Origin of the sequence: Paraburkholderia caffeinilytica, assembly GCF_051027425.1 — a bacterium.
In the GTDB taxonomy this organism is placed as follows: Bacteria; Pseudomonadota; Gammaproteobacteria; order Burkholderiales; family Burkholderiaceae; genus Paraburkholderia; species Paraburkholderia caffeinilytica_A.
The window spans coordinates 358,408-382,427 of the sequence record NZ_CP186553.1; the positions used below are offsets into that span (position 1 = coordinate 358,408).

The following is a 24,020-nucleotide window of genomic DNA, read 5'->3' on the forward strand; positions in this document are numbered from 1 at the left end:
CTGATATGGCTGCGGCCAGTCTTCAACAAGCGCCTATGCCAGTACGACGAAGACGCTTCCGTATCTTGCGCGAAATTAATGGCCCATGGCCTGATCGGTTGATTCAACCGGACAACCTCTTTCATGATCATTGCGGTGCTTGTGGATGGTTTACCAAGATTGTCCATCTAGCCGGATCAATATGCCATGCGTATTGCATATCCGGATATGGGAAGACTCTTGTCGCTGACCCATGGATTAGCAGGCCGACGGACAGAAGGGGCAGGTGCATAATAAAAAGGATTCCAAATCGTCGTGCTTTATTCTTGTTTCGTTTCTAGACTTCCATAGATCGCTTCGGGGCCGTGGATGCTAACGATAAAGTAGTAATCTGGTTCGCACCGCACCGCTCTCAACTTAAGTCTCACTGCATCAAGCGAGTTTGTACGCGAGATGGAAGTGGGGCCCGGCTTTTCTGGGTGGCTTGGGGTACGAGCGTGAGCACTGTATTCGGCATCGGGTCTGGCGGGTTGCCGTTAGCGCACTGACGAACCTTTCCTGGTAATGCGCTGATGCGCGGAAGGCGCGCGCCGAGGATGGGCTTGAGTGCGCCCGGTACGTACACCGGGTTAGGGCGACTGTCACGCTCGTCGTCGTGCGGCGCATCCAGATCGCGCTCAGCAGTGTGCACGGGTTATAGGCGCGGCTGAACCCGCTGATGCAGCGCGGATAGCGTAATACCAGCCCTCTGGCTGGCGCGCTTCATCTGGCGATAGTGCTGCCGACCCAGTACCTGTGCAATCCAGGGGCAGCGCGTGTCGGTCGGTGTCCGCTGGTGCAACAAACTCGAGTGCTTCTGTGCCTTCGGGAATAGCGCGCACCTGCTCAATAGTGCGAACTCGTGTTTCGTTCAAATCGATGGTCTTTCGTGAATCATCAACCATTCCGGTAGCATGTCGTCCGTCGGCAGTCACCCCTCCTGCGGGGCGTGTTTCTTCCGGGGCTCACAATCGCGTGAAAACGCGTCGGATATGGACTGCCCCGGCTCATGCGCCTGCGGACAGCGCTTCATCCATTCGCGGGTGATGGGGTGAGACGTTTCCCATGGTTGCGACCGCGGTTACCTCCTACAATTACTGACGTATCTTTTCGATCTGCCTCTAACCGCATCGCAGAAGAGTGAGTGGAATCGGGCTTCAGTCCCACACTTCGGTAGACGCTACCACTCTTGGTAAAACAAACATTAATGCACTGCTGGAATGTGGCCGGATTGTGGTGTCGCGGCAGAGGGTGTTAGAGCATTGGGCTGCGCTTTCTTTCCGGCAGGACGGCATCATGCCTGTTGTTGCGTGGCGATCCCGCAGGGGGCAGAGAAAGGTTTATTTCGGTATGCAATCGTCGTGACCTGACGCAAGGAGATGGATGCATCTCCAAGTCATATCTCGGCCTGTCACGGATGCGGAATGTTAGCAGGGAGCAGTGAAAGTAGGCTGGCGTTGAGGCATTTCCGCCAGCGAGCCGTAGCGGGATGTCTGGTCGTGTTCCTTAGCTTTGGCCTGCTTGGCTTCCGCCTCCTGTCCCTGCAGGTCTGGCACTTCGGCAAGTACTCGCGGCAGGCTGATGGAAACCGTATTTTTTTCATGCCGGTCGTGCCGAACCGGGGCATCATCACCGACCGTAACGGCGTGGTGCTGGCCAAGAACTATTCGGCGTATACGCTCGAAATCACCCCGTCGAAGCTGAACGACACGCTCGAAAACGTGATCGACAACCTGGCCACTGTGGTCTCGATCGACGCACGCGACCGCCGCCGCTTCAAGAAACTGCAGGAATACTCGAAGAACTTCGAGAGCCTGCCGATCCGCACCCGCCTCACCGACGACGAAGTCGCACGCTTCACCGCGCGGCGCTTCCGCTTTCCAGGCGTCGAAGTGTGTGCGCGCCTGTTCCGCCAATACCCGCTTGGACCCACGGCGGCGCACGTGATCGGCTATATCGGCCGGATTTCGCAGCGCGATCAGGATCGTATCGACGACGCCAGCGATCAGAACGACAGCGATCCGGACCACTACGATCCACGCCTCGACGCGAACAACTACAAGGGCACCGACTACATCGGCAAGATCGGCGTCGAGCAGAGCTACGAGACGGAACTGCACGGCCAGACCGGTTTTGAGGAAGTCGAAGTGACCGCGGGCGGCCGGCCCGTGCGCACGCTGTCGCGCACGCAGGCAACGCCGGGCAACAACCTCGAACTGTCGATCGACATCGGCCTCCAGCAGGTCGCCGAACAGGCGTTTGCGGGGCGCCGCGGAGCGCTGGTCGCGATCGAACCGGCAACCGGCGACGTGCTCGCGTTCGTGTCGGCGCCGAGCTTCGATCCGAATTCGTTTGTCGACGGTATCGATCAGCAGACCTGGGACGAGCTCAATAACTCGCCCGACCATCCGCTGTTGAACCGTCCGCTGCACGGCACCTATCCGCCGGGCTCGACCTACAAGCCGTTCATGGCGCTCGCCGCGCTGACGCTGCATAAGCGCACGCCGGGCTGGGGCTTCCAGGATCCGGGCTCGTACACGTTCGGCGGCCATACGTTCCGTAACGACGTGCGCTCGGGCCAGGGCTGGGTCGACATGAACCGTGCGATCGTGGTGTCGAACGACACGTATTTCTACATGCTCGCCCACGATCTCGGCGTCAACGCGATCGCCAATTTCATGAAGCCGTGGGGCTTCGGCCAGATCACGGGCATCGACATTTCGGGCGAAGCGCGCGGCATCCTGCCGTCCACGGAATGGAAACGCAAGGCGTACCGCAAGCCCGAGCAGCAGCGCTGGTATGAAGGCGAAACGATCAGTCTGGGCATCGGCCAGGGCTATAACTCGTTCACCATTCTGCAACTCGCCCACGCCACGGCCACGCTCGCGAACAACGGCATCGTGATGAAGCCGCACCTGGTGCGCGACATCGAGAATCCGATTACGAAAGACACGCGCCCGGTCGTGCGCGATCCGAGCGACAAGATCGCCGTGAAGCAATCCGACATCGACATCATCAAGCGCGCAATGGAAGGCGTCGTGACCAACGGTACGGCGTCGAAGGTGTTCGCCGGGACACCGTATCTGGCGGCTGCCAAGACCGGCACGACACAAGTGTTTTCGTTGCAAGGCGCCAACTACAAGGGGCATGCGATCGCCGAGCGTCTGCGCGACCACGCGCTGTTCATCGCGTTCGCGCCAGCCGAGCAACCGAAAATCGCGCTCGCGCTGATCGTTGAAAACGGTGGCTTTGGTGCGAGGATCGCAGCGCCCATTGCTCGACGAATACTGGATTACTGGAACGCCAGTAATGGGATAGGCGGCAGGGGACGGAAATAAGACCCCGCCAGCACGATCAACCTTCATCCCGTTCAGGAAGGGAGGCCGACGGACGCAACTCGCTGTGGAAAATGCATCGGCGGGAATGTCCATGGCACAGGGAGGGCACTTCACTGGGCTGGGGCGCATCCCTTACTCATGATGCGACGAGAGGCAACGTGATCCCAAACCGCTAATTTGGGCGGCAAAGAATTTCGATATGCTATCGATAGATATGCGTGCCAAGGGCGGGTTGAACAAGATGCAAACGGGTTGATGCATGCGCGACATTGTGTCATGAGTCGTCCATGGGAGCTCTCCCATGGACGACTCATGACGGATTGCCAATACTGTAGTCGACAGCTATTCACAAGGAGAGTTTGATGCGTCTCTGGATATTGCTGCAGGCCGCTGCACTCATGACCGTGACGGTGCTGCTCATATGGAACGGTATCGTGCATCGGTTAGTCCTGCGGTGCACGAGGTGGTTTGCGGACAGATTGCCGTGTCCTCCTGCATCCATACGGGGGAATGGAGCGGATTTCGAGTCGTGCGGTTTGTCTTCTGGCATTCGTTGCACTGGTTGCTCTAGCCATGATGCTGTCAATCGCAGTGTTGTTGCGCAGGTTGCCGGACCGCGGCGGGCTCCCTGCGACGAGTGCACAGCATTTTCGACTCCGAAGCCGTCAGTGCCGTATCGGGATTCGTGATGTCGACTTGGGATGCGGTGTCCACAAAAGTAGGGAGGGTGTACCACCGTGGATCCCGTCCTGGCCCGTGCTTGCGTTCTTTGGCTGCATTGGTGTGTGGTTGCGCGGAGGCGCATGCGGGCAGGGTTTCGTGGCTGTGATTCACTGTAAGACAGAGGTGTCTTGATGGTTTTTCCTGCAATGCTAATGATCGTTATCCAGTGGTATGGGCGGCTCATGATAAAGGCGCAGCGCACGTGGATCCTTTCCGGGTTCGCCGTGGCGCTGGTCGTTGGCGCGGCCAGCATCGCTGTACTCGATATGATGAGCCGGACCCTCGAGAGAGATGCTGTCCTTGTCGCGGCGTCTGCCGCCAGTGGGGCAAAAGGGGCGTCGATGAACAGCAGGTGCAGTGCTGTCGCTGCTGTTCATGTCGTAAATTCTGGTGCCTGTGGCGACGACGGCGCCTAGGGAGTCGGTATTTGTGCGTGCAGGGCTGTCTGCCGTGGCGGCCGGCACTTCGTACGCGGTTCCGTGATCAGGATTTGATGGGCTCTCAGGTGCCGAGAGTTCCACTTTAACTAAAGAAGCATCAAGGAGTTCAGAATGAATTTTCTCGCAAAACTAGGTTTGGTCGGTGTCACTGGCGCCATTTTTTTTATGGCTATCCCATCTGGGTACGCCCAAACAGCCGATGTTGTTCCAGTAGCATACAGCGCAGATCCCGTGAGCAACAGTGCGCACAATTCACGCATCGCCGTGTCCGCGCCGCGCTCTGCCGGGCATTCAAGGGTCGGTCACACGCGCCATATACGCCGCGGTCATTTCAAGCACCGCAGCTTCAAACGCCACGCATAGCGGTTTTGTGGCCAAGTCCGCCGGCGTCCTTGATGTAAATTCCTGTTATGCCTTCTTCGCGCTTATGTAACCATGCACCGATAACTGGCCAGCGTGGGAAGCGCCGCGATTGGCCGTCGTCGCTTGTCGGTGCGAGCAGATTTGGGACGCATCGGTGCTTGGTCTGTGCAAGGCCGTTGTGCGTATGGTTGTACTCAAAATGTGCCAGCGGCCCGTCTATGAAATCAAAGCGTCAGTGTGCCCTTGTTCAACCAATGCTTGTTCGTGTAGGGTGTTATTTGTACGACGCGCATAGTAGGCAAGCATATAGGGTAGGTCGATATTGATGGCGATCTTTTTCACAGAGTTCATCGAAAGGGGGCTGCGATGTCGCCCGGCTGTTGGATCTGTGAATGTCACGCCATGGAGGGCTCGCTAGGCTCTCCATGGCCCCAACTGAGAGGCTTTGCAATCCGAACAGAAACCGTCCCCGATCTCAATGTCCGGTCGACGCCGACTGCGACGGCTTTTCGGGGGGCGTTGCTCCAAGATCGGAGTTGAAGGGGGTGGTTGAGGCTGGATGAGTGGATGGCACGATGGTGAGTTGGACATCGCGTACAGGGAATGCCATCGAGCAGTTCGCAGCAGACAGGATAGTTTGTACATCCAACAGCAGTGCCCATTTTGTGGGCCAATAATCTGGCGTTAGTACCCATGCGCGCACAAGTAGATTGACTGAGCTCTCTGCATATTCAGTCACAACCGATATGGGCTCCGGATCCTGAAGGACACGACGATGTGAGCAGACCATAGTTCTCAGTGCGTCAAGTGCTGCGGCGACATTATCGCCATACCGGATGCCTACAACAAATTCGATGCGTCGCTGCGGATTGCGCGAGTAATTGACAACGGAACCCGACCACAACTTGCTGTTTGGTATCAATACGCAGATGCCGTCCGCGCGTCTGATACGTGTAGAGAACAGCCCGATTTCCTCCGTGGTTCCGAATCCAGAAAGTCCGTCACATTCGATCAGATCACCCACATGCGTGGGACGTAACAATAGCAGCATAATGCCAGCGGCAATGTTCTGAAGTGTCCCTTGGAGCGCTAGGCCAATGGCCAGTCCGGCTGCACCGATTACGGTGAGCACGCTGGCCGTTTGTATGCCGATCTGTCCAAGCACAGCGACAACAACTAGAATCCTCACTCCCCAGAGTGTGGCATGTCCTAATGCAGGGGCCAACGTCGCATCGCCGTGTACGCGCAGGGCGCCCTTGCGCACACCGCGTGCGCACAGACTCGACAGTTTCCAGCCAATGAACAGGATAAGGCTCGCGCTACCGAATCGGGCGGCGCTTGTCTGAAGAGCGGGCCAAGCAGCAATGTCGGCCCAGTTGACGGATGGCACAATGAACTCCTAGAGAAAGGGCACATGACTGGTCTGGTAATTCGCAGTGATCTGATCTGCTGGAGCGAGATCGCGTGCCGATTACGACGGTCAGGCGCGGTATTCGAGCTTGACGGAAAGGCGACTTCGGAGGAAAAGAAGCAGCGGACTTGCTATTGTTGGCTAACTCCGATATGTCAACGGCTCGTATCCTAGGGGTTATTCCTGCAGCATTGCAATCAGAATGCTCTTGTGCATGATGTGATGCAGCATTGCTACCGGCGCAAACATTACCTTGCGATGTTTTTCTGGAGCATCTCGGCAGTAGTGCTGTTTTCTGATTCAGAGAGGTTTCCTATATACGAACGCGAATGCCGTGACTATCCTCGCGAATGAGGTAGATCATCTACGCGTCGGAGTCGCGTGTTGCTGAGGTGTTTTCTCCTCCGGTCGTCGGGGGATTCACTTCATAAAAGGTGGGTTACTCTTCTGTAAAGCGATGCTTACACGGTATCTCGACGCGTCCTTCCTGGTGGTTCATTCATTTTTCAGTCGTTTGAGTACTGGCTTCCATAAGGTGGTTCCATGGACAGCAGGTCTTCACATTTGTTTTGCTCGGTCACTATGTTTTTTTTCTCCACAAGCCGCTTGCGTCGCGATTTGACCCGGATGGTGCGAATGTACGGATTCGCCTTGACCCTGATTATGCAGCCCTTTGGGGCGTATGCAGCCTCTGTGAGAATTCCCGCATTGGATATCGAGGTTCGGATATCGAGGCCGGCCGCCACCTATCTGAACGATGCTGGCGTTCACATTGTTGCATATGCGACCTACTATAGTGTGAAAAAGGCAAGCGTTCGATCTGTCCGCACTGCTCTCGGGCATGCGATTGTGGAGTTGCCCGCACGTGGCGGTCTGGCACATTTTGACGGATCAACGCTTGAAAGCGAGGGGGCTCAGCGGGTTGTGGATGTTACCGTGAGTGTTCACGCGTGGTCGATCCGGCACGAACTTTTATCGGGTGGGTTGGGGTGTAGCGCCATTGATGCGCCGCTGGCGAATATTACGCGAAAAGCGGCGACGTTGCGCTGTGTACTTACGCGCACAAATAGTCCTGCCGCGGTCAAACAATGAAGATATGCCTGGCTGGACCAAGAGCATTGGCATTCTCATTTCTTGTATCTGGCCGGAGTTTCGATGCACCTTCTGCCTCACCAGATCTATCTGCACCGCATGCGCGAGCATACCGAAGGTCGATGCGCAGCAGACGGGCTGCCGCGGAAAGCATGGCGCGTAGTCGTTGGCCGTGCGTGTTGCTCTGGGAATGCTCCTATGGCAAAAATGCGATCGAGGGCGAATAATTTTCCCTAATTAGGGAGGTAAGTGGAAAGTGAAGATTCAGGTGCTTATGTTTGTTATTGCGGCCATCTTAATTGCGACAGCGATGTTGTGGGGTAACGTAGGAATGAAGGCTGCACTTCACACGACTGGCTGGTCTGGAGGGCCGTCGCGCATGCTGTTGTTGCGACGACATGAGGAGTTGGAGTTGAAATCTGGAGCGATATGTGCGTTTGCGATTTGCATGGTGTGCGTATTTGTGTTGTGTGGGCTAGTTGTCTCTACACCCGTAAATGCGCAGAGCGTGCGTACCGTGAACGGTATTGTTACCTCCGAGACAAGAGTTGCTTCGCCGCCTGTTGCTCTCGCGACACCCGCCACATCATCGGCTATGTTGACGTTTGGCGCTCACGCATCTTCTTCTGCAATTACGCTATCAGGCGTAACCTTGGCGGTTCGGTTCTGGTTCGTTCCACTCGCAGGGCTGGCGATGCTGATACTAATTGTCTGCATTGCCAAAGTTGTGGGGAAACGGCGCAGAAGCCATCTGTTTCGCTCGCCAAGAAGTCGATTTTAGAGGGGTGCGATAGTTGGCTGGCGTAACCTGTTTCTGTAACTGATGAGCAACTTGTGGCTGCGCGCGGGCGATAATGCAGGCTGTGGGTGGCGCTGCTCGTAAGTGTAGCCAGCATGGGCACGTTCGGATAACGAGTCTGACGCTGGGCGGTAATGCGGCCTCGTGGAACGCCGCCGCTAGGTGTTTATATCTGCCGCTAGAGGGCGCTGGATCGGGAGGCACCTGTAGTCGACCAGCATATTTTCCGGGTGTCGTTTCGATAACAGCAATCCTTACACAGACCGCCCTGTGGTCGCGAGCAGCAAAAATGCGCTGTGCGCGCAAGATTTGTTGCTGATTGTAATTGTTATTATAGGTTGCGATCGATCGAATGGTTTTATGTCATGAATGTGGTGCTGCACCGCCGGATAGCTTGCCGTCGTAACGACCTTGTCGCTCTCCTGCGCCATCGGCAGCCAGTCATAGGCGCGAATATCTTTCGCTGAGACAGGTCTCATGGTGTTTGCGCGTGGGTTGCGACAAACTAGGTTATCTACCTATGTAGTAACGGAAACCACATGCTTTCAACCGACCAACTGTGCGCGATAGAGCGTGCGAAGCTGTCCCCGCAGACCAACGATGAGGCCGTTAGTCAATTGCGCGAATTGAATATTCTGCTCATGGTGGCATTAACCCTGACTATTGTATTTCTGATCACTGGATTGATTGTTATATACCTCATCTAGGACGTATTCGCATTCTCTAATGTCCATCGGCGATAACTTTGCCGCAAACCCATCAAGCAGGTAGCTTCCTGCACTCCCAGAAAGCTTATCCATTCTCTGTTGAGATTCGAAGCACTTTGTAAGCATAATCTTTTCCTGTTTTCGCCGATACGGCTAACGAAGACATCACGATTATGCATAGACGGAAAGCCACTGGGCGCTGAGGGCAACGGGGTTCGTACTGACGAACTCCAACTCCGCATAAAGTTGTTCATCGCGTTACAGATTTTACGAAGCTGAACCCGTAACAGTTGGCTGGTCGCCAGCGTGGAACGGTTGCCGTGCCGGTCATCGAAGACTTCGAGCAGATCGCGTCGCGTGGAGTCGTCGAGGAATACGAGGTCCGTCTTGGCGAGTTGCACGAGCCAGCGTGCGTAGCAGCCGCTGCCGTGCGCGATGGCCAGCTCTTCGTTGAGCTTCGGCAGGCGGAGAGGTCTTGCCGACAGGCTTGAACGGCAAAGGTGCATCCCCGCCAGCTCTTGCCAAGCCCTGCCGGAGCGACTAGGATCAGATTCTGGCGCTCCCGAATCAACTCACAGGTCAGCAGTCGAGCGGTGAGCGTCCGATCCAACCCGTGCACGGTGCGGTAATCGATGTCCTCAGGAGATGCAGCGGAGAACTTCGACCTAGCGCGGCGCAGTTTGCCGCGATTCCCGTTCGATGGCTTCACGTTCGACCAGCAGTCCGAGAGGTTCCTCGAGGCCGGTCAATGCCGTCCAAGGCCTGCTGTTCGGTGAGGGCGGAGGCCATGCCGGACATGCGCAGCGCATGCAGTTTGTCGACGGTCGGAGATGCCGTATGGTGACGATTTCCTTTCAGTGATAGTGGGACGGCCCGCGCGCGTTAGCGTGCACGAGCGGCAGATCGGCTTGGGTGGCAGCCGGTTCTGGCGTCCGAACCAGACTGTTCTTCAGCGTCGAGGCAATGAACTTGTAGTTCGGCGCTTTCAGATCGATGGCGCGACGGCTGGCAGCCTCAAGCCGGTCGCGCCGTTAGTCCTTGTCTTGGCGCAGCACGCCCAGGCAGGTGGTACCCCTGCTGCGGATGCTGAATAACGGCAGCGGTGTGTGGGCCGATATCGGCGGCCCAGTCGCTCAGCAACTGAGGATCACGGCCCTTCACGACTGTTTGGTGTTCCGGTGGCATGTGCGTGTCGATGGTGGTGTGGAAACGACTGCAGGTGCTCTTGCCGTGGGCCGCAATGCGTTGGCCGCGGTGGAATATCTCGACTGTGTTAATCGTGGCGCGTACATCGACCTGTTCGCGCGCGTATCGATAGGGTATCGAGTAGTAATGCTGGCCGCTACCCCACAGCGTTGTTCGCTTTGGTGTGAGATATTTGCTTGCCGGTTGGCATCGGTCAGGTCGCGGAACGTGCGCAGTGGCACAAAGGATTACTTGACATACTTGACGCCCGCCTCAACGATTGCCTTCTTCTGCGGGTCGAGACCCGGAAGCCATATCCTTCAGCGAGCGCGGCGTACGAGCGCTGGACCTCCGGGCTGTACATGCAGGCTCAGGTGATTGCACACTTCGCGTTGTCGATGATGACGCGACCCGGGCAGCCACCGAGCCACTCGAAGGCGCGACGGTGGCAGGCCAGCCATGTCTCGACGGTCTGGTCGAGCACGAGCTCGACATACTGGTGCCGCGACCAGCAGAGGGTCATGACGAAGAACCACGTCTTGATCTGTGCGCCCGATTCATGTGCCAGTACCGGCCCGGCGCCGAAGTCGACCTGTGCGACCTCCGCTGGCGCAAACTCAAGGATCGTTGTGGCCGGCACGCCGCGTTCGGCCCTCAGGCCCAGCAGGATACGGCACACCGCCGAGTAGCTGCCGGTGTAGCCATGGTTGCGTTTCAGCGCGTGGTGAATCGTTGTGTCCTGAACGCCGGCGTCATGCCAGTCACGGATCTGCTCACGAAACGGCTCGAGCGTGGACGCGCATGTGCTCGGCAAATGTGGAGTGCGGCCAAACACGCCGACAATCACTGTATCATCAGGCAACGGCTGCCCGGGATTCAGCCATACGACGAACTGCGGCCAACTTCTTGCGACCCATCCAGGCCGCTATGCCCGATGTCGGAATCGTCTTGCAGCATGCGGGCAAGGACTTGACGGTACTCAAACAATTCGAACCTCCGGTTGGTCATGGGCACATTCCGTTCAGAAAGAACGAAATGTGCCCATCTGGGAAGTACGAATCGCGTTCTACATCGGGGCCTATACGCCGATCCCGGAATGGCTATGTAACGCCGGTCAGTGACACGCCGCGGGCGGCGTGCCCAGTTCCTTGTTGTGCATAGTCAAAAATCCAGCTGCGGGATCAAAATCAGGTAAGTGAATTTCTTATCTTGAAGATCTGCCATCGATACTTCTATCATGGTTACATCATTTGGTTGGGAATACAGATTGAGGACTACTGAATTTGTAAATAAAGGGTGGGAATATTTCATTCCATCTGATGTGGTTAAGTGAGTGATGAATCCTATAGGCTGAGCTATTTCGCCGCTCAGAGTTTGATGCGAACCATCTCCACATTTAGGAGGAGAAGTGGCGAAGCCACTTCGCGCAAATCACCTGACGAAGGCTGATGATGGCGGGGTAGCGAGACCGATCATCGGTGGATGAAAGCGATAGGCAATATGACCTGTTGCTAAATCGCTATGGGGATCTGTGTCAGAAGTGTGAAGTGGGGCGTCCACTCCGGACCATCAAGTAGCGTAAAACCTTTCGTGACGTCACCATGAGCAGAGTGGAGTAAGACCACTCTGATTGTGTTGATGTCGTATACCCATCACCATGAGCAGAATTGTAAATACTCATGAAATAGACTCCATATGATCAAACGCTCGTATTTTACCGCTCCCGCTTATGCACTCAAGAATGGTCCTAAGCGCCGTCAGGTTGCCGCTATGGTTGCTGTCGCAATATTGACTTATGCCGTGCGGTCTCCCGCAGCCACACAAGTTTTCAATGATGGTGGTTCACATGACATTGCCGCCTCAACAACGGACTCATTTACAGTCACGAACGGTAGCGTGCTCAATGTCGATTCCGGTGTTTCCATTGGGGATTCCTCTGCTTCTAATACCCTCGATTTGTCCGGGACCTTAAATCTCATCTCCGGCGCAATTGCAACCGGTAATTGGGTGGGGTCTGGCACAGGGGCGCAATTTAATCTCGGAACGCTTGGGAGTGGCGCCCCGGCCGTGGTGAACGGCGAAATTGACTCAATTGCAGGTGGGGTAGTCACTCTGGATAATGTGCACATCAACGCGAATGGCGATGGGCAAAATGGCGTGGCCGTAGAAGACGGGGGGGCGCTAACATCAACGCAGCGCACGGTCGTTGAGGCTGATCACGTTGGAATTGATTTGCAAGGGCTTTCTGTGACGGGGGATATCAACGGATCACAGGTGACTGGCGGGGATGTGGGGGTGCGCGAACTGAATGGCGCGACCGTGAAGATTTATGGGGGGGCTGCGATTAGCGGCGGGGCGGCGGGACTTTTTGTCGATTCGGGTTCTTCTGCGGAGGTCCACGGCGGAAAAATTCATTCAACGGGCGCGCGTGGACTGTCCGACGTGTTTGATTCGCCTGTTGTTAATAGTGCTGGGGTCGTTTTGGTTAGCACCCCGCCTGATGTGCCGGCGCTGCCGGAAGTCAGCCGACTGACAATCGATTCGGGCGCGAATGTCGTGGCAGATGGAGATAGTAGCGCCGCACTTCTGGTGGTGTCGAGGCGTGACAGCAATAGCGTGACTGGGTTGATAGCCGACTCGTCGTTAACTGGCGGGCAGTATGGCGTTGCCTTCATGCACGATTCTACATTTGATAACTTTGGGACCCAGAACGCCAGCGCATCGGTAGTATTTGATCATGCCAAGTTGAGTAGTTCTGCTGGCGCGGCCATTATTTCCACCGCTAACACAGATAATACGGTGACTTTTCAGAATAATTCGACTGTTCATGCCGGAGATGGCAATCTCGCCATAACGGATGCGGGCAGTTCATTGCACCTGAATATTGCGGATAGTGCGTTATCGGGTAATGTCATTAATCAGGGCATGACTGAAGTGAACTTGCATTCGGGGGCGGCGTTGACTGGGATGATGGGGGCTGTTACGCGCGCTACGATCGATGGCGGGGCCAAGTGGACCATGAGCGGAAATTCGACAGTCAATAATCTGTCAATGAACGGTGGGACGGTGGATCTTGGTGGGCAGGGAAATGCATTCCACACGTTGACTGTCGAAAGCTTGGATGATCAGGGTGGTAAAGGTGGTCAATTTGATTTCGGCACCAGCCTTCTTCAAGCCAATCCTGCAGGGGATCTGCTTAATGTAACGGGGGTGGCAACAGGTCAATATCTGGTGCATATCAATGATTCGGGGGCAGATCTTGGGGGTAAGGGGCGTCCGCTGACAGTCGTGGAAACAGGGGGAGGAGCGGCAGGTTTTACTCTGGACAGCCCGGATCAGCGGGTTAACCGCGGTACATTCCAATACCGACTTGTGAAGACCGAGAGCAACAGTTGGGTATTGCAACAAACATCAACTCCAACGCCGTTCGCCGATACGATCATCAACACTCTGGGTGTTGCGCCTACTATCTGGTATGGCCAGACGATCACATTGCGCGAAAGGCTCGGAGAATTAGGGTTCGTTCAGGATAAGGGGGGGGTTTGGGTTCGGCCATACGGTAGCGAAATGGATGTCAGTAGTGCGACTGGTCATGCCTATGATCAAAATCAGTCTGGTGTCGCGCTCGGCGCTGACAAAGCATTTGACGCGCTCGGTGGAAAAATATTTGTGGGTGGAGTATTTAATTATAGTCGTTCATCGCTTGATGATCATGCTGGCGCAAACGGGACAGTAGATGCGTATTCGATTGGCACTTATGCTGCCTGGTTGAATGATGCGGGATATTATCTGCATGGCTTGATCAATTTCAATCGATATATTGACCAGGCGCAAGCTGTAACTCTAAATGGCGGTGCGGCACGCGGTTCAACAAGCAGTAGCGGCATCGGCATGTCTCTGGAGGGTGGGCGGCGTTTCAATATGCCCTATGAGTCGTTTGTTCAGCCTTATGCGCAAGTATCTGCGTTGCATATGACTGGTTCAAATCTTTCGCTCAACAATGGCATGTCGGCCAATAATGATGGCCCCCGTTCCCTGCAGGCTGCAATGGGTGTTCAACTCGGGAAAGATTTTCACAACGCCCGGGGGGATAGCGCTCAACCTTATCTGAGAGTTGCAGTGGTCCACGAATTTGTCAAGGGCAATGCGGTTTCTGTTAATGGCCATTCGTTTAACAATGATCTTTCCGGATCACGGCTTGAGCTTGGGCTCGGTGTCGATGTGCAAATGGGTAAGCATTTCAGTACGCACATAGATTATTCGTATGCTGAAGGGCACAAGATGCGTCAGCCCTATTTTCTGAATGCCGGTCTCCGATATCAATGGTGAAATAAACGCCAGCCTGAAGGCTAACTTGGTTATCACGAAATTGACTGGCAGGTCGTCTTGAGACATGTTTTCTGTCTGGAAGTGGGCAACGAAGATCAATCACGGCGCTTAGACAGTTGAGGAAAATGAAAACCTACTGATGGAAGTTGGTGGGTGAAAAGGGATACCCTGTTCAACTAGGTAGCAAAAGGAGGTTTCGATGATTTCAGTATTTTCGGGTTGGAGTAACCCCGCAGTTGATAAATTTGATCCATTGACTGACACTATTACCAAAGTGTTGGCCGTGCAAAATGGTGAAAGCGTTTTGCATATCAGGGTGCCAGGGGGGCAACCATTTGAGGTGGGCGGCATGCTCACTTTTTACTGGGCATATGGTATTTCTTCACCGGGTCAATCTCCATTTTTGAATGCGGTGGCTGTTGGCGAGCAAGACATCTTGCAAACGGCGCCTGCGTTTTATCAAGTGCTGGTGCCAGTGGATCTTTTGCAGAAAGCGTACGATCAGGGGCGCGAAGCGGGGGTATTTGCGATCTATACGCATCCTGATGGTACGACGAAAGATTATCTGGGATATGAGCCTCAGAAAAAAACTGTAAGCCAGAGATACAAACTTGATGGATTTCTAGATTCGACGGGAGAGTGGAAATGTCCGCCTCCCGAGGTCAAGGTCGATGGCCAAGGTGCCGCTGGTCATCAGTTTGATCTGGATGCGGCCACCAATGTCCAAATCCTGTTTTCATACAAACCGGACATGCGCCAAGACGATACGGTACAACTTTTCTGGACGCTGGATAGTGGGAGCGAGGTAGGACCGATCTCGATTACAGCGCAAACCGGTGAGGATCTCTATTCGCTCTCAGCGACTCAAATTGCAGAGTGGAAGACTCATACGCAGGTGAAACTGAGATACGTCGTGACGCGCGGAGGTATCCCCCATTCTTCTGATAGTGTGACATATACATTCGTTCATGGCGGCGTCGTGACCGGCAACCATACGCTGTATGCGTGTGGTGCTCCGGATGCCTACCAGAATCTGAGCAATGCGTACCTCAACCAAATCACTGATGTATCCGAGTCTAATTGGCATGCCGTATCGGACGGTGGGCTTACTCATTTTGTGCTGGATTCTAAAGGACAGTTACATGCATGGGGGGCAAACGATTACGGCGAAACAGGAACTGGCGTTTCGGGACACCTAAATGCGATCAAACCTTGCTCCTTCGAGACGAATGTAAATAGTATTGTGATGGCGAGTAACTCTCGGGTGCACTCCCTAGCCTTGGATGATAAGGGGCATCTTTGGGCATGCGGACTTAACGATGAGCGTATTTGCGGTTCCGGGTCGCCCGGCGAGCTCAGGACTTTCCGCAAGATTAGTACTAATCTTACATTCAAGTTCATTGCGGCTGGTGCGAGCCAGGACGCGGCGTCCAGAGCATCGATAGCAATCGGCACAGACGGTAAAGTCTATACGTGGGGTAACAACGAATATGCAATTCTCGGAACCGGGGCAGACCAAGGCACAAGATTAGCCACACCTCAATTGATTACCGGGCTGGGTGAAACTCGCTTTAAATTTGTTGCGTTGACGTATGAGCGGGCTGCAGCGATTTCAGAGGCGGGGGAGCTGTATATGTGGGGGCTTGCGCACCAGAGAGCCATTCCTCGTCAAGATGAAAGTGGTGACAAGTGGCTACGCAATCCAAGCCCAATTTCGATCCAAGGTCAAAACGGACCGGTGAGCTGGGCGCAGATCGCTATGGGCCGAGAGCATTGTCTGGCAATTGACTCTGATGGCGAATTGTGGGGATGGGGAAATAACGAATATAGTCATTTTTCGAAAGACCCGGGTAGTTATCTGGATCCGGTGAAGTTGTTGCCCGGGACGAAATTTATCCGGATCGCCGCAAACTACAAGGGCAGTGCAGCAATTGATAGCTTGAATCGGCTCTACACGTGGGGTATTGACGCAGCCGGCCAACTAGGTCGCGGTGGTAATGACCACGACCAACGAGGGCCGTCTGTGCTTGACTCCAGTCGTAAGTGGGTGAACGTGACGATGGGCTACTACCATACGATTGCCGAAGCGGCCGTGTCGTAGGGCAAGATCAGGATATCTAGACGGCGGCATAAACACGCGGTTGGCAAGCAAAGATAGAGGAATGTGGTCATTAAATTATCGGGTGGCAATCCGGTAATTCGATCCCGAAGGTGACACTGTTGATAGTTGCTTTACTGATTGCGATGGATTGTCATGCGGAGTCACTCGATGCCTAGGGGCAGGAAGCGCTGTATGGGGTTTTCATCTGCATGATCTCTGCATCCGCGATCACCCATCTCTTGATGGGTATAAGTGCAGTACTCGCAATATTGAAGTGTTACGGTCGGCGATTTCGGTTGTTTGTACGCACGCGACGGTTTGCGGGCAATCGTGTACACCTGTTGTGCGTATGAAGGCAAGCCGCTGTGGCACTTCTTGACTTGTCCACTAGGAAATCCAATTTCAATTGTAGGAGAATAACGTGAGCATCGTGCAACTGACACCAATTCTTGAGAAAACGTTCAATCTGGATACCAAGGGAGACGCTTCGACTTCGCTATATGGCATGGCGGTCGAATCGGGCGAGAAGGCCCTTTGGGTCGTGGATAATCGACAGGATTCCAAGCCGTGGGTTTACAAAATCGATGTATCTACGCCGGACAACACAACTAGTTGGACGGCTACCGCCGCGCCACTGACCGACGTGCCAACAACCGTCACATATGCTTGTAGTGCAATTGCGCTGCAGGAGGAAGCAAGTGTGGTCAAGCGGGTTTGGGTGAACAATGATCAAGATTCCAACTTGTACTATTTCGATCCCGCTGTGAACAAAGTTAGCAGTCTTGATCTTTCTTCTGCTGGCGGTGGTGGTGCCAACGATATCAAGATCGATAATTCGCAGAAAAAGCTGTGGATTGCGGATCATCAGAATGGCAAACTCCTCTCGGTTGACACAAGCACGGTGGCGGTGACGTCTCCTGCAGACATACCTGCTATCAGTCGATTGACCACGCCCGCAAACAAACGAATCTGGTACGGCACATCAAACCTTGCAAGCCCGCAGACACCCGGATCGCTTGGTTACTGCGACTATGCTTCGACGCCGACCGTCAAATCTATTCTGACAACAGACGAACCGGTTAAGGCTGTGGCAAGCAGGTCAGATGGTAAGACAGTATGGGCTATTACCGCAGGATCACAAATTGTCCGGATTGATAAGGCTGACACCGGTGCTCCGGAACCGGGGATCGTTGCGACGCTTGAAACCGCCCGGCGTGATGTCGCGGATATTCTGGTGGATGCTAATGATCACATCTGGATTGCCTATAGCGGCGATACTGCCCTCAAGGGGCGACTGGTTGAATGTTTGCCCAACGGTTTGGTACTGGGTGAATACGACATTCCTAGTGCGCTTGACAAAGGTGCGCCTCAGGCACTGGCATATCTTAAGAGCGTGGATCAGATCCTTGTCGCGGATAGTGCCGTGTCGTCCCGAAAAGGTAGCATATGGACCTTGCGTTCAGCAGGGTGGAATCCAGTCAGTGGTGACAAGTGGACATTAACCTGTGATCCATCATCACTCTATGCTGAGAATGGGAAACCATTCGCCAAAATAACACTCACCGTAAAGAACGGCGGGAATGCTGTCGACAAAGCGCATATCCTGCTGCGTCTTGTTGAAACAGGTGATCTTGCGACGATCGGAGGAAGCAAAGCGCCAGAGATTATTACATCCACGACCGGGACGTACGATATTACTGATCTGGTTGCCGGTGCCGCCACGGGAGATTTCTATATTCTGGCTTCCGCGCAAAACCACATTCCGGAGCAGCAAATTTTTCATGGCACGGTCGGCCCGGCGATTACCGGTCTGACGGGTAACGATCCGATGGAAACGGCGCATCCTGGTCAGAAATTTGCATCAGCTGTAAAACTGATTGTTGCTCCGCCGGCTTCGGGAATTCCTGTGAATCTTAACGGGGCTGCGGGACCTGGAGTGCTGCACTTTAACAGTACTACCGGCCCCAATAGTACATCGCCTTCAACGGATCCAAATGGCACCGTGACAGCCGAATTGTACGCCGGTGCAACGGCCGGAGAGGCGGATATCACGGCAACGGCAGGTGGCAAAACTCTAATCCTTAAACGGAAGATTACCCCTTGGCCTGACAGTTTGACGGTGTCTGCTCCAACCTTAGATTTGGCGAAGAAGGGATCATTGCTGATGCGGAAAATCACAGTTACAGTCAAAGCTGGGACCGATGTCGTGGCTGATGAGCTTGTAACATTCCATTTGTCAGCAGATTCCAACGCGATCTTTTTTGCAGACAAGGACAAAAATCCTTTTAAAGACTCGGACAAAAATCCTGTTGCCCTCAAGAGTATGGTTCGTCTGTCAACTGATTCGAATGGGACGGTGGTTTTAGGTGATACAGCGCTAGTTGCGGGTACAACTTATGTCTATGTGGTGGGGGATGCCCCGGTAACATCGTCGCTAATAGTTAGCATTAACGATGGAGAGGCGCAGTATGTGCAAAAGACCATTACTCTGAACCGCTCGGCGTAGTGCTGTCGATTCTAGCTGACTAGGGGGCAAGATCCGGATTTCCGGGTATGCCCTCTAAGAATACTTTTCAGAAACGGAGCGGGTACCCTAACGTGAGAAAGTGGAAAGGTGGCTTTTTGCGGGAGCGTGACATGATTGCGCGAGAAGTACGCAGTTTCCCAACCCGGGTGGAGATGTGGCGGTGAGCTCTAAAGTTGTCAGCGCAGATATTGCTCTCATGTTCTCTCGATGTACCACAGTGATAAGAACGCCGGAGCTGCCGTCCATGAGCACTTTGCGAACCGTGTGACGGCGCTTCTTCTATCGAGACCCGCAACTGGCGAGGATGGATTAGCTGGCCGATCCGCTAAGACTGTCGATATCCCCGCGAGAGTGTCTGACTGGCAGTGCCACATGAACGATGAGTTGCGTTGGGTGTACGAGCCGGTGATGAAGCTCCGCACGATGCTGACCAACGGGTCGCACGGATGCAGACTCCAGTACTGCGAGGTGGTACGAGAACCGGCATAGATTGACGCGCTTGACGACGGATCGGAGGGCGGGCGTGATCAGTAATATTTCCGGTGCGGGTTAGCTGATGGTAACCACTGTTTTTGCGATATCCGATCAAGTTCAACGAAGGATTAGCCAAAGAACCACGTATCTGTGCATGTTGTTGATCCGTAGTGTCGGCGCAACGCTAACGCACGCGGAAGAGGCATGTCTGTGGACCGGGATGAAGAGCCATGATCGTGATGGCCGTCGCATGGTGAACAGAACGGCGCGGGCAGACTGTGCGGTGTTAGCTGAATGGCCATATCACGTGAGTTATGCGAGCGGGAGGCCGATCTGACAGGCTCACGTAAAGTAGGAAGTCAATGGCACAAGCTGAAGGCCAAAGGCCTATGTAGCGATCGGTCGCGTTGGCAAGCCCAATAGGACATAGCTCGCCGACTTTGAATATTCTCTGAGTCTCGGGCGAGATGTGGGAGTGGACGGATTGGTTTCATAAGGCCATAACAGCCCAGCACATGTCGTATGGAGGGGCAATCGAACACACGAATTTCTTACAGTAGGACGCGTTTGTATAGAAGGATGCTAGTGCTTTTCACTGGTAATCAAAAGATGGAGTGTGTGATGGAACCCTTTCAGAATAATGGTATATGGACCCTGTCTCCTCTCGACAAGACTGATAATCAGTCGATTCGGGTGGGCGAAAATTTTTTACCTCTCCGCGTCATAGTACTTGATGCGGATGGCAAAGCGACGGATGGCGTGGATGTTAAATTCACTGTGGAACAGGCGGCCCGTCAAGCGCTACAGATTAGTTCGCCGACGTCACCATCAGTATGGACGACAGAGGTTCATTCAACAACCTCGGGAGGGGGCTTCGCTGAAGTGAACGCTCGCGCCGTGGCGTCGATAAGCGTGACACCACCTACCGTTGTCGCTACACTCCCTGATCACGATACCGTAAGGGCCGACTTCAATCTGAGCACGAGCAGCAGTGTGGATCCGACAACACGGGTCAAGGAACTGAACATCTTGCAAGGAAAGAATCAGACCTGCTGTATAGCTGATCGGACTTTTCCGCTATCGCTAATCGTTGAAGCGAGAGACGGAAATCATGCGCTTGTCAAAGGTGCGAGCGTGGCGTGGGACTCGATTCCTCCTGGTGCGGTAAGTTTTCTCTCATCCACAAATTTGACCGACAACAACGGACAGCTATCGGTGCAATTGATACCCGGGACGGGCTCATTACGCGACATCAACGTTAAGGCGACATGCAATGCAGTCAGTCAAATCTTCACTGGTTTGTCGATAGCACCGAAGGGTAATTTCACGCTCGCCGTAAAACCAAATTCAAAAGAAATCGAAATCCAGAAGGGGCGTTATCAACAGTGTTCTGTCACGGTGACATCTGGAGATGGAGGTAGTTGGAATAACCTCTACTGTGCACTGGAAATTGTGAATTTTCTGTCAGACATTCAGTTCAACTTCGGACAAGTACAGGATGCCAATAAGCTAGGCCAGAATTTTATTTTGTCGACTGATGTTGGTCAACCCTTTTATATTTTTTGTGCCAATGGAGTGGCGCCTAGGTCGTCGCTATTTCAAATAGCATTGGGGACGACCAGTGTAATTTTAAAAATGGGATTAACGGTCAAATAACGAACGGGGTTGGTAGTTTGAGCATGGTTTTATTTTTCATGCGAGAGGGATTTTTATGGCTGCTGTTAGAAAAAATGCCCCGTACGTAAAAATTGTCGGCGAGTTATGATGGGGTGGTGGGTAATCCAAATGTGGAGAGTGGGCCATTAATTATAGCGGGGCACGGTCTATTTTGTTGTGCGTTAAAAAATAAATAAAAGTCCTGATGGTGCGAAGTTTTATTAAGTTGCATATTGCAGGGTGTGATCTCATTGAAAAATCCAATATGGAATAATCAATCGGTCCTGAAGGTTGAGTGCGGGAGGGCGCGGTTTTCAGTTTAAATCGCTGTCTCACGTCATATTTGGAAGTGTGGCACAGGATATGGTGGATGGTCTTCTATTTTTTTGACGGAGCATGAAATGAGTACTTCGGAAAAACTGGTGAAATTTGGCCTTGTGGATTCTCTGGTCAAAGATGGGGATTTTTCGGATTGGCGTTTGTCTCATTTAATTGATGAAAAAAATTTCAACCCTCTCAAAAAAGGAGATCAATGGTCAACGGGTTGGTCGGTGGTGCAAGATAATGTGGAGATTGAAGGAAAAGAGTTCATTGTAGATTGCAAACTCGCGCTTCCAGATAGCGGAAGAGCGTGCGGTCTGAATGGAAGTACTGGCGGGCAAATTGAACAAGTCATTTCCATCACGGAGATGGGTACGTATCGATTGTCGTTCAAGAGCGCGCGTAGTCACTGGCAAACATGCAGCCAGGCAGATGGAACTTTTAGTGTCAGTTTGGTTAAGAAAGGACAAGATTCGTCGTGGACAGATATCAAGGACCTCGCAGGTGCGGGGTGGACAACGCGCAAAGTTGATTTTCCGCTTACCGTAGCGGGTGAGTATGTACTTGCCTTCAAGGGATCTGATAAGGATATCAAGGGCGCCCAGTGCGGTTCATGGATATGCGACGTGAAAATTGCGCTTCCCGCTGATGGTGAGGTGATTGAATTTCTAACCGATTTTCCCGATGTGGCTCCCTCCATGCAGTTCGGAGCAGTGCAAGTTCACGTTCGTAACGCAGGGGGGCAGCGCAAGGTCGGCATGTCCGTCTCTCCGTGGAGTAGTCGAAAGAGTCCGGGTTTTAGGCAGAACAACGACCTACTGGAAAGCGCTACGCCGGTGGAAACTATCGGCTCTTCCCATATAGCGACATCCAAGGAAGTAATGTGGGCGGGCACGCAGCCGGGAAGCTACACGTTGAAGGCTTGGGATGCTGACTACCCTGACACGGTTAATACCACTAAAAATATTGTCGTGTATGGCGCGGCCATCCTTGAATTCAATCCGTCGTCAGATACGATTGCAAAAGACGAGGCTATTCAGAATCGCTGGATCGTAACAGCATACAGGGATCCGAATAAGACAAGGCGCGCGCCGTATCTGCCTGTCAAGCTCAGTTTGCTTCCCTTGCACGATTCGCCAAATGAAACTGATCCGCTCGCTTTTTTCAGCGCGACGCGCGGCGCTGATATGGACGTCACAACGGATGTAAGCGGCACGGTCACCGTTCCAGATATTGTTGTCGCTTCACGAACTGGTAGTTTCCGGATCGAAGCATATGGGCCGGGCGACAGTGGCTCACCGGGTGCCAACCTGAAAGTCGAAGTTTCTGAGCCATCTGTAGCGACAAAGATATCATTTGATCGTCCGGTAACGCAGTGGGATACTGGAGATGGGGAACTGGGCGTTTATCGTGCAAAAGTCTTTGCGATCAATAACGTTGAAATCACCAGCGGCGTAAGAGTCAAGTTTACTCTACAAAATGACACTGCTGGCGCTCATTTTGGGCCTGCGGCAACTGACCCGGTGTCTGCGGATGTGCCGGTGGGTCTCAAGGGTGCGCAGTCGCCAGTAATATGGGTAAAAAGTACTGGTAAATTTACTATCCACACCACTATCATGGTCGGTGGGAGTGGTAGTGATGATCATAACGTGATCGTTATCGCGCCTCCCCCCCGGAACTGATGCTGATGTCGTCCACAAGTAGTTTGTGATGCTTCATTCTGAAAATGAACTTGTGGGCGGCATCAATTGTCCGCATTGAAAATGCGGCAACTCTGGATGCTGACTTCTCGGTTGATGGTTGACAATTAAAATAATGGTAGATGACTGATCAAATTTCGCAGGTTGATCAGGAGCAGGTCCCGACGAAAGGAAAGCCCTCCCAAAAATACTTGGCAATCAGTGCTCGCAAAAAAATCGCTTGAAAATCGGATCCGTATCCGTGTATCAGTTCAGCGTGCGGCATCGATGGTATCTTGTGTCTAGGTAGGTCGCTAATTGCGGGAGCAGGCGTTGCCAAGACCGCCTCTATTGCCGTCAACGACACTGATGGTCACTGGCGCGTTTCGTACTCTCTATTACGAAAGATCGTCGACATTTAGCCGCGCAAAACTACCCTAACGGGTTCCGCTGACGGATACTTCTAAAAAATCGTTCTCCAGCGTCAGTTGTCCGATCTTCGTGCGGAGCACCTTGATGTCTATGGGGGGCTCGCCGGAGATCGCTTTGCCAGTCTCGAACACTTCCGCCACACGCTTCTGCAACTGTTTCCTCCCGTTCGTGATCTGGTTCGGATGAACGTCGTACTGCTGCGGCAACTCTGCCAGCGTCTCGTCTTCCTTCAGGGCTGCCAGCGCGATCTTTGCCTTGGTTGCCGAGTTATGCAATTGGCGGCTTCTTTTTGACATCTTCAGGTTTCTCTCGATGACCAGATCAGGCCCCGACCGTTCCACTTACCGACCTGTCCGAATTCCCGGCGCCACCTCTATCCGAGACTGCTCTCATTGTGTCAGGCGCGGGAATTCCTTTAGAGTTTG

Annotated in this window: 12 protein-coding genes and 1 pseudogene; 8 read left to right on the forward strand and 5 right to left on the reverse strand. The window is 53.7% G+C overall.

The features are described 5' to 3' along the window. Positions 1 to 1,442 precede the first annotated feature (1,442 nt). Positions 1,443 to 3,317: pseudogene (gene mrdA / locus ACOSV0_RS22220) on the forward strand (penicillin-binding protein 2); the annotation flags it as partial. Positions 3,318 to 5,357: 2,040 nt separating this feature from the next. Here mrdA and ACOSV0_RS22225 read toward each other — a convergent pair. Next, entirely contained in the window at positions 5,358 to 6,272 is a 915-nt protein-coding gene (locus ACOSV0_RS22225) for a mechanosensitive ion channel family protein (RefSeq protein ID WP_434113611.1), read from the reverse strand. Between the two features lie 564 nt (positions 6,273 to 6,836). On the opposite strand from ACOSV0_RS22225, the gene ACOSV0_RS22230 reads away from it, so the two are divergent. Together ACOSV0_RS22230 and ACOSV0_RS22235 are read left to right on the forward strand one after the other, a co-directional pair. After that, positions 6,837 to 7,385: a hypothetical protein gene (locus ACOSV0_RS22230; protein ID WP_434113614.1), complete on the forward strand. Its 549-nt coding sequence runs from the start codon at positions 6,837 to 6,839 to the stop codon at positions 7,383 to 7,385. A 1,338-nt stretch (positions 7,386 to 8,723) separates the two neighbouring features. Next, on the forward strand, positions 8,724 to 8,891 hold the full coding sequence (locus ACOSV0_RS22235; protein ID WP_434113616.1) for a hypothetical protein: 168 nt from the start codon (positions 8,724 to 8,726) through the stop codon (positions 8,889 to 8,891). 250 nt (positions 8,892 to 9,141) lie between these two features. On the opposite strand, the gene ACOSV0_RS22240 is transcribed toward ACOSV0_RS22235, so the two are convergent. The 3 genes from ACOSV0_RS22240 to ACOSV0_RS22250 form a co-directional block, all read right to left on the reverse strand. Then, on the reverse strand, positions 9,142 to 9,600 hold the full coding sequence (locus tag ACOSV0_RS22240) for an ATP-binding protein (protein WP_434113619.1): 459 nt from the start codon (positions 9,598 to 9,600) through the stop codon (positions 9,142 to 9,144). Between the two features lie 305 nt (positions 9,601 to 9,905). Further along, entirely contained in the window at positions 9,906 to 10,325 is a 420-nt protein-coding gene (locus tag ACOSV0_RS22245) for a Mu transposase domain-containing protein (RefSeq protein WP_434116063.1), read from the reverse strand. A gap of 121 nt (positions 10,326 to 10,446) precedes the next feature. Continuing rightward, a complete protein-coding gene (locus ACOSV0_RS22250; protein ID WP_434113621.1) occupies positions 10,447 to 10,938 on the reverse strand; it encodes a hypothetical protein in 492 nt (163 codons plus the stop codon). An 833-nt stretch (positions 10,939 to 11,771) separates the two neighbouring features. Between ACOSV0_RS22250 and ACOSV0_RS22255 the strand changes: the two genes are divergently transcribed. The 5 genes from ACOSV0_RS22255 to ACOSV0_RS22275 all read left to right on the forward strand — a co-directional run bounded on the left by ACOSV0_RS22255 (position 11,772) and on the right by ACOSV0_RS22275 (position 23,166). After that, positions 11,772 to 14,405, forward strand: a complete 2,634-nt coding sequence (locus ACOSV0_RS22255) for an autotransporter outer membrane beta-barrel domain-containing protein (RefSeq protein ID WP_434113624.1) — start codon at positions 11,772 to 11,774, stop codon at positions 14,403 to 14,405. 199 nt (positions 14,406 to 14,604) lie between these two features. Further along, positions 14,605 to 16,506, forward strand: a complete 1,902-nt coding sequence (locus ACOSV0_RS22260) for an RCC1 domain-containing protein (RefSeq protein ID WP_434113626.1) — start codon at positions 14,605 to 14,607, stop codon at positions 16,504 to 16,506. A gap of 421 nt (positions 16,507 to 16,927) precedes the next feature. Then, the gene (locus tag ACOSV0_RS22265; RefSeq protein WP_434113628.1) at positions 16,928 to 19,012 is read left to right on the forward strand and encodes a hypothetical protein; all 2,085 of its coding nucleotides are present in this window, start codon (positions 16,928 to 16,930) and stop codon (positions 19,010 to 19,012) included. Positions 19,013 to 20,128: 1,116 nt separating this feature from the next. Continuing rightward, positions 20,129 to 21,163: a hypothetical protein gene (locus tag ACOSV0_RS22270; protein ID WP_434113631.1), complete on the forward strand. Its 1,035-nt coding sequence runs from the start codon at positions 20,129 to 20,131 to the stop codon at positions 21,161 to 21,163. A gap of 401 nt (positions 21,164 to 21,564) precedes the next feature. Beyond that, the gene (locus tag ACOSV0_RS22275) at positions 21,565 to 23,166 is read left to right on the forward strand and encodes a DUF642 domain-containing protein (RefSeq protein ID WP_434113633.1); all 1,602 of its coding nucleotides are present in this window, start codon (positions 21,565 to 21,567) and stop codon (positions 23,164 to 23,166) included. Between the two features lie 434 nt (positions 23,167 to 23,600). Here ACOSV0_RS22275 and ACOSV0_RS22280 read toward each other — a convergent pair whose 3' ends face one another. After that, positions 23,601 to 23,891: a transposase gene (locus ACOSV0_RS22280; protein ID WP_434113635.1), complete on the reverse strand. Its 291-nt coding sequence runs from the start codon at positions 23,889 to 23,891 to the stop codon at positions 23,601 to 23,603. Positions 23,892 to 24,020: the final 129 nt, after the last annotated feature.

Bases quoted from the DNA above. Each gene is read 5' to 3' on its own strand.
- ACOSV0_RS22275 (WP_434113633.1), top strand. From the start codon at position 21,565: ATGAGTACTTCGGAAAAACTGGTGAAATTTGGCCTTGTGGATTCTCTG.
- ACOSV0_RS22255 (WP_434113624.1), top strand. From the start codon at position 11,772: ATGATCAAACGCTCGTATTTTACCGCTCCCGCTTATGCACTCAAGAAT.
- ACOSV0_RS22260 (WP_434113626.1), top strand. From the start codon at position 14,605: ATGATTTCAGTATTTTCGGGTTGGAGTAACCCCGCAGTTGATAAATTT.
- ACOSV0_RS22230 (WP_434113614.1), top strand. From the start codon at position 6,837: ATGGACAGCAGGTCTTCACATTTGTTTTGCTCGGTCACTATGTTTTTT.
- ACOSV0_RS22280 (WP_434113635.1), bottom strand. From the start codon at position 23,891: ATGTCAAAAAGAAGCCGCCAATTGCATAACTCGGCAACCAAGGCAAAG.
- ACOSV0_RS22270 (WP_434113631.1), top strand. From the start codon at position 20,129: ATGGAACCCTTTCAGAATAATGGTATATGGACCCTGTCTCCTCTCGAC.
- ACOSV0_RS22235 (WP_434113616.1), top strand. From the start codon at position 8,724: ATGCTTTCAACCGACCAACTGTGCGCGATAGAGCGTGCGAAGCTGTCC.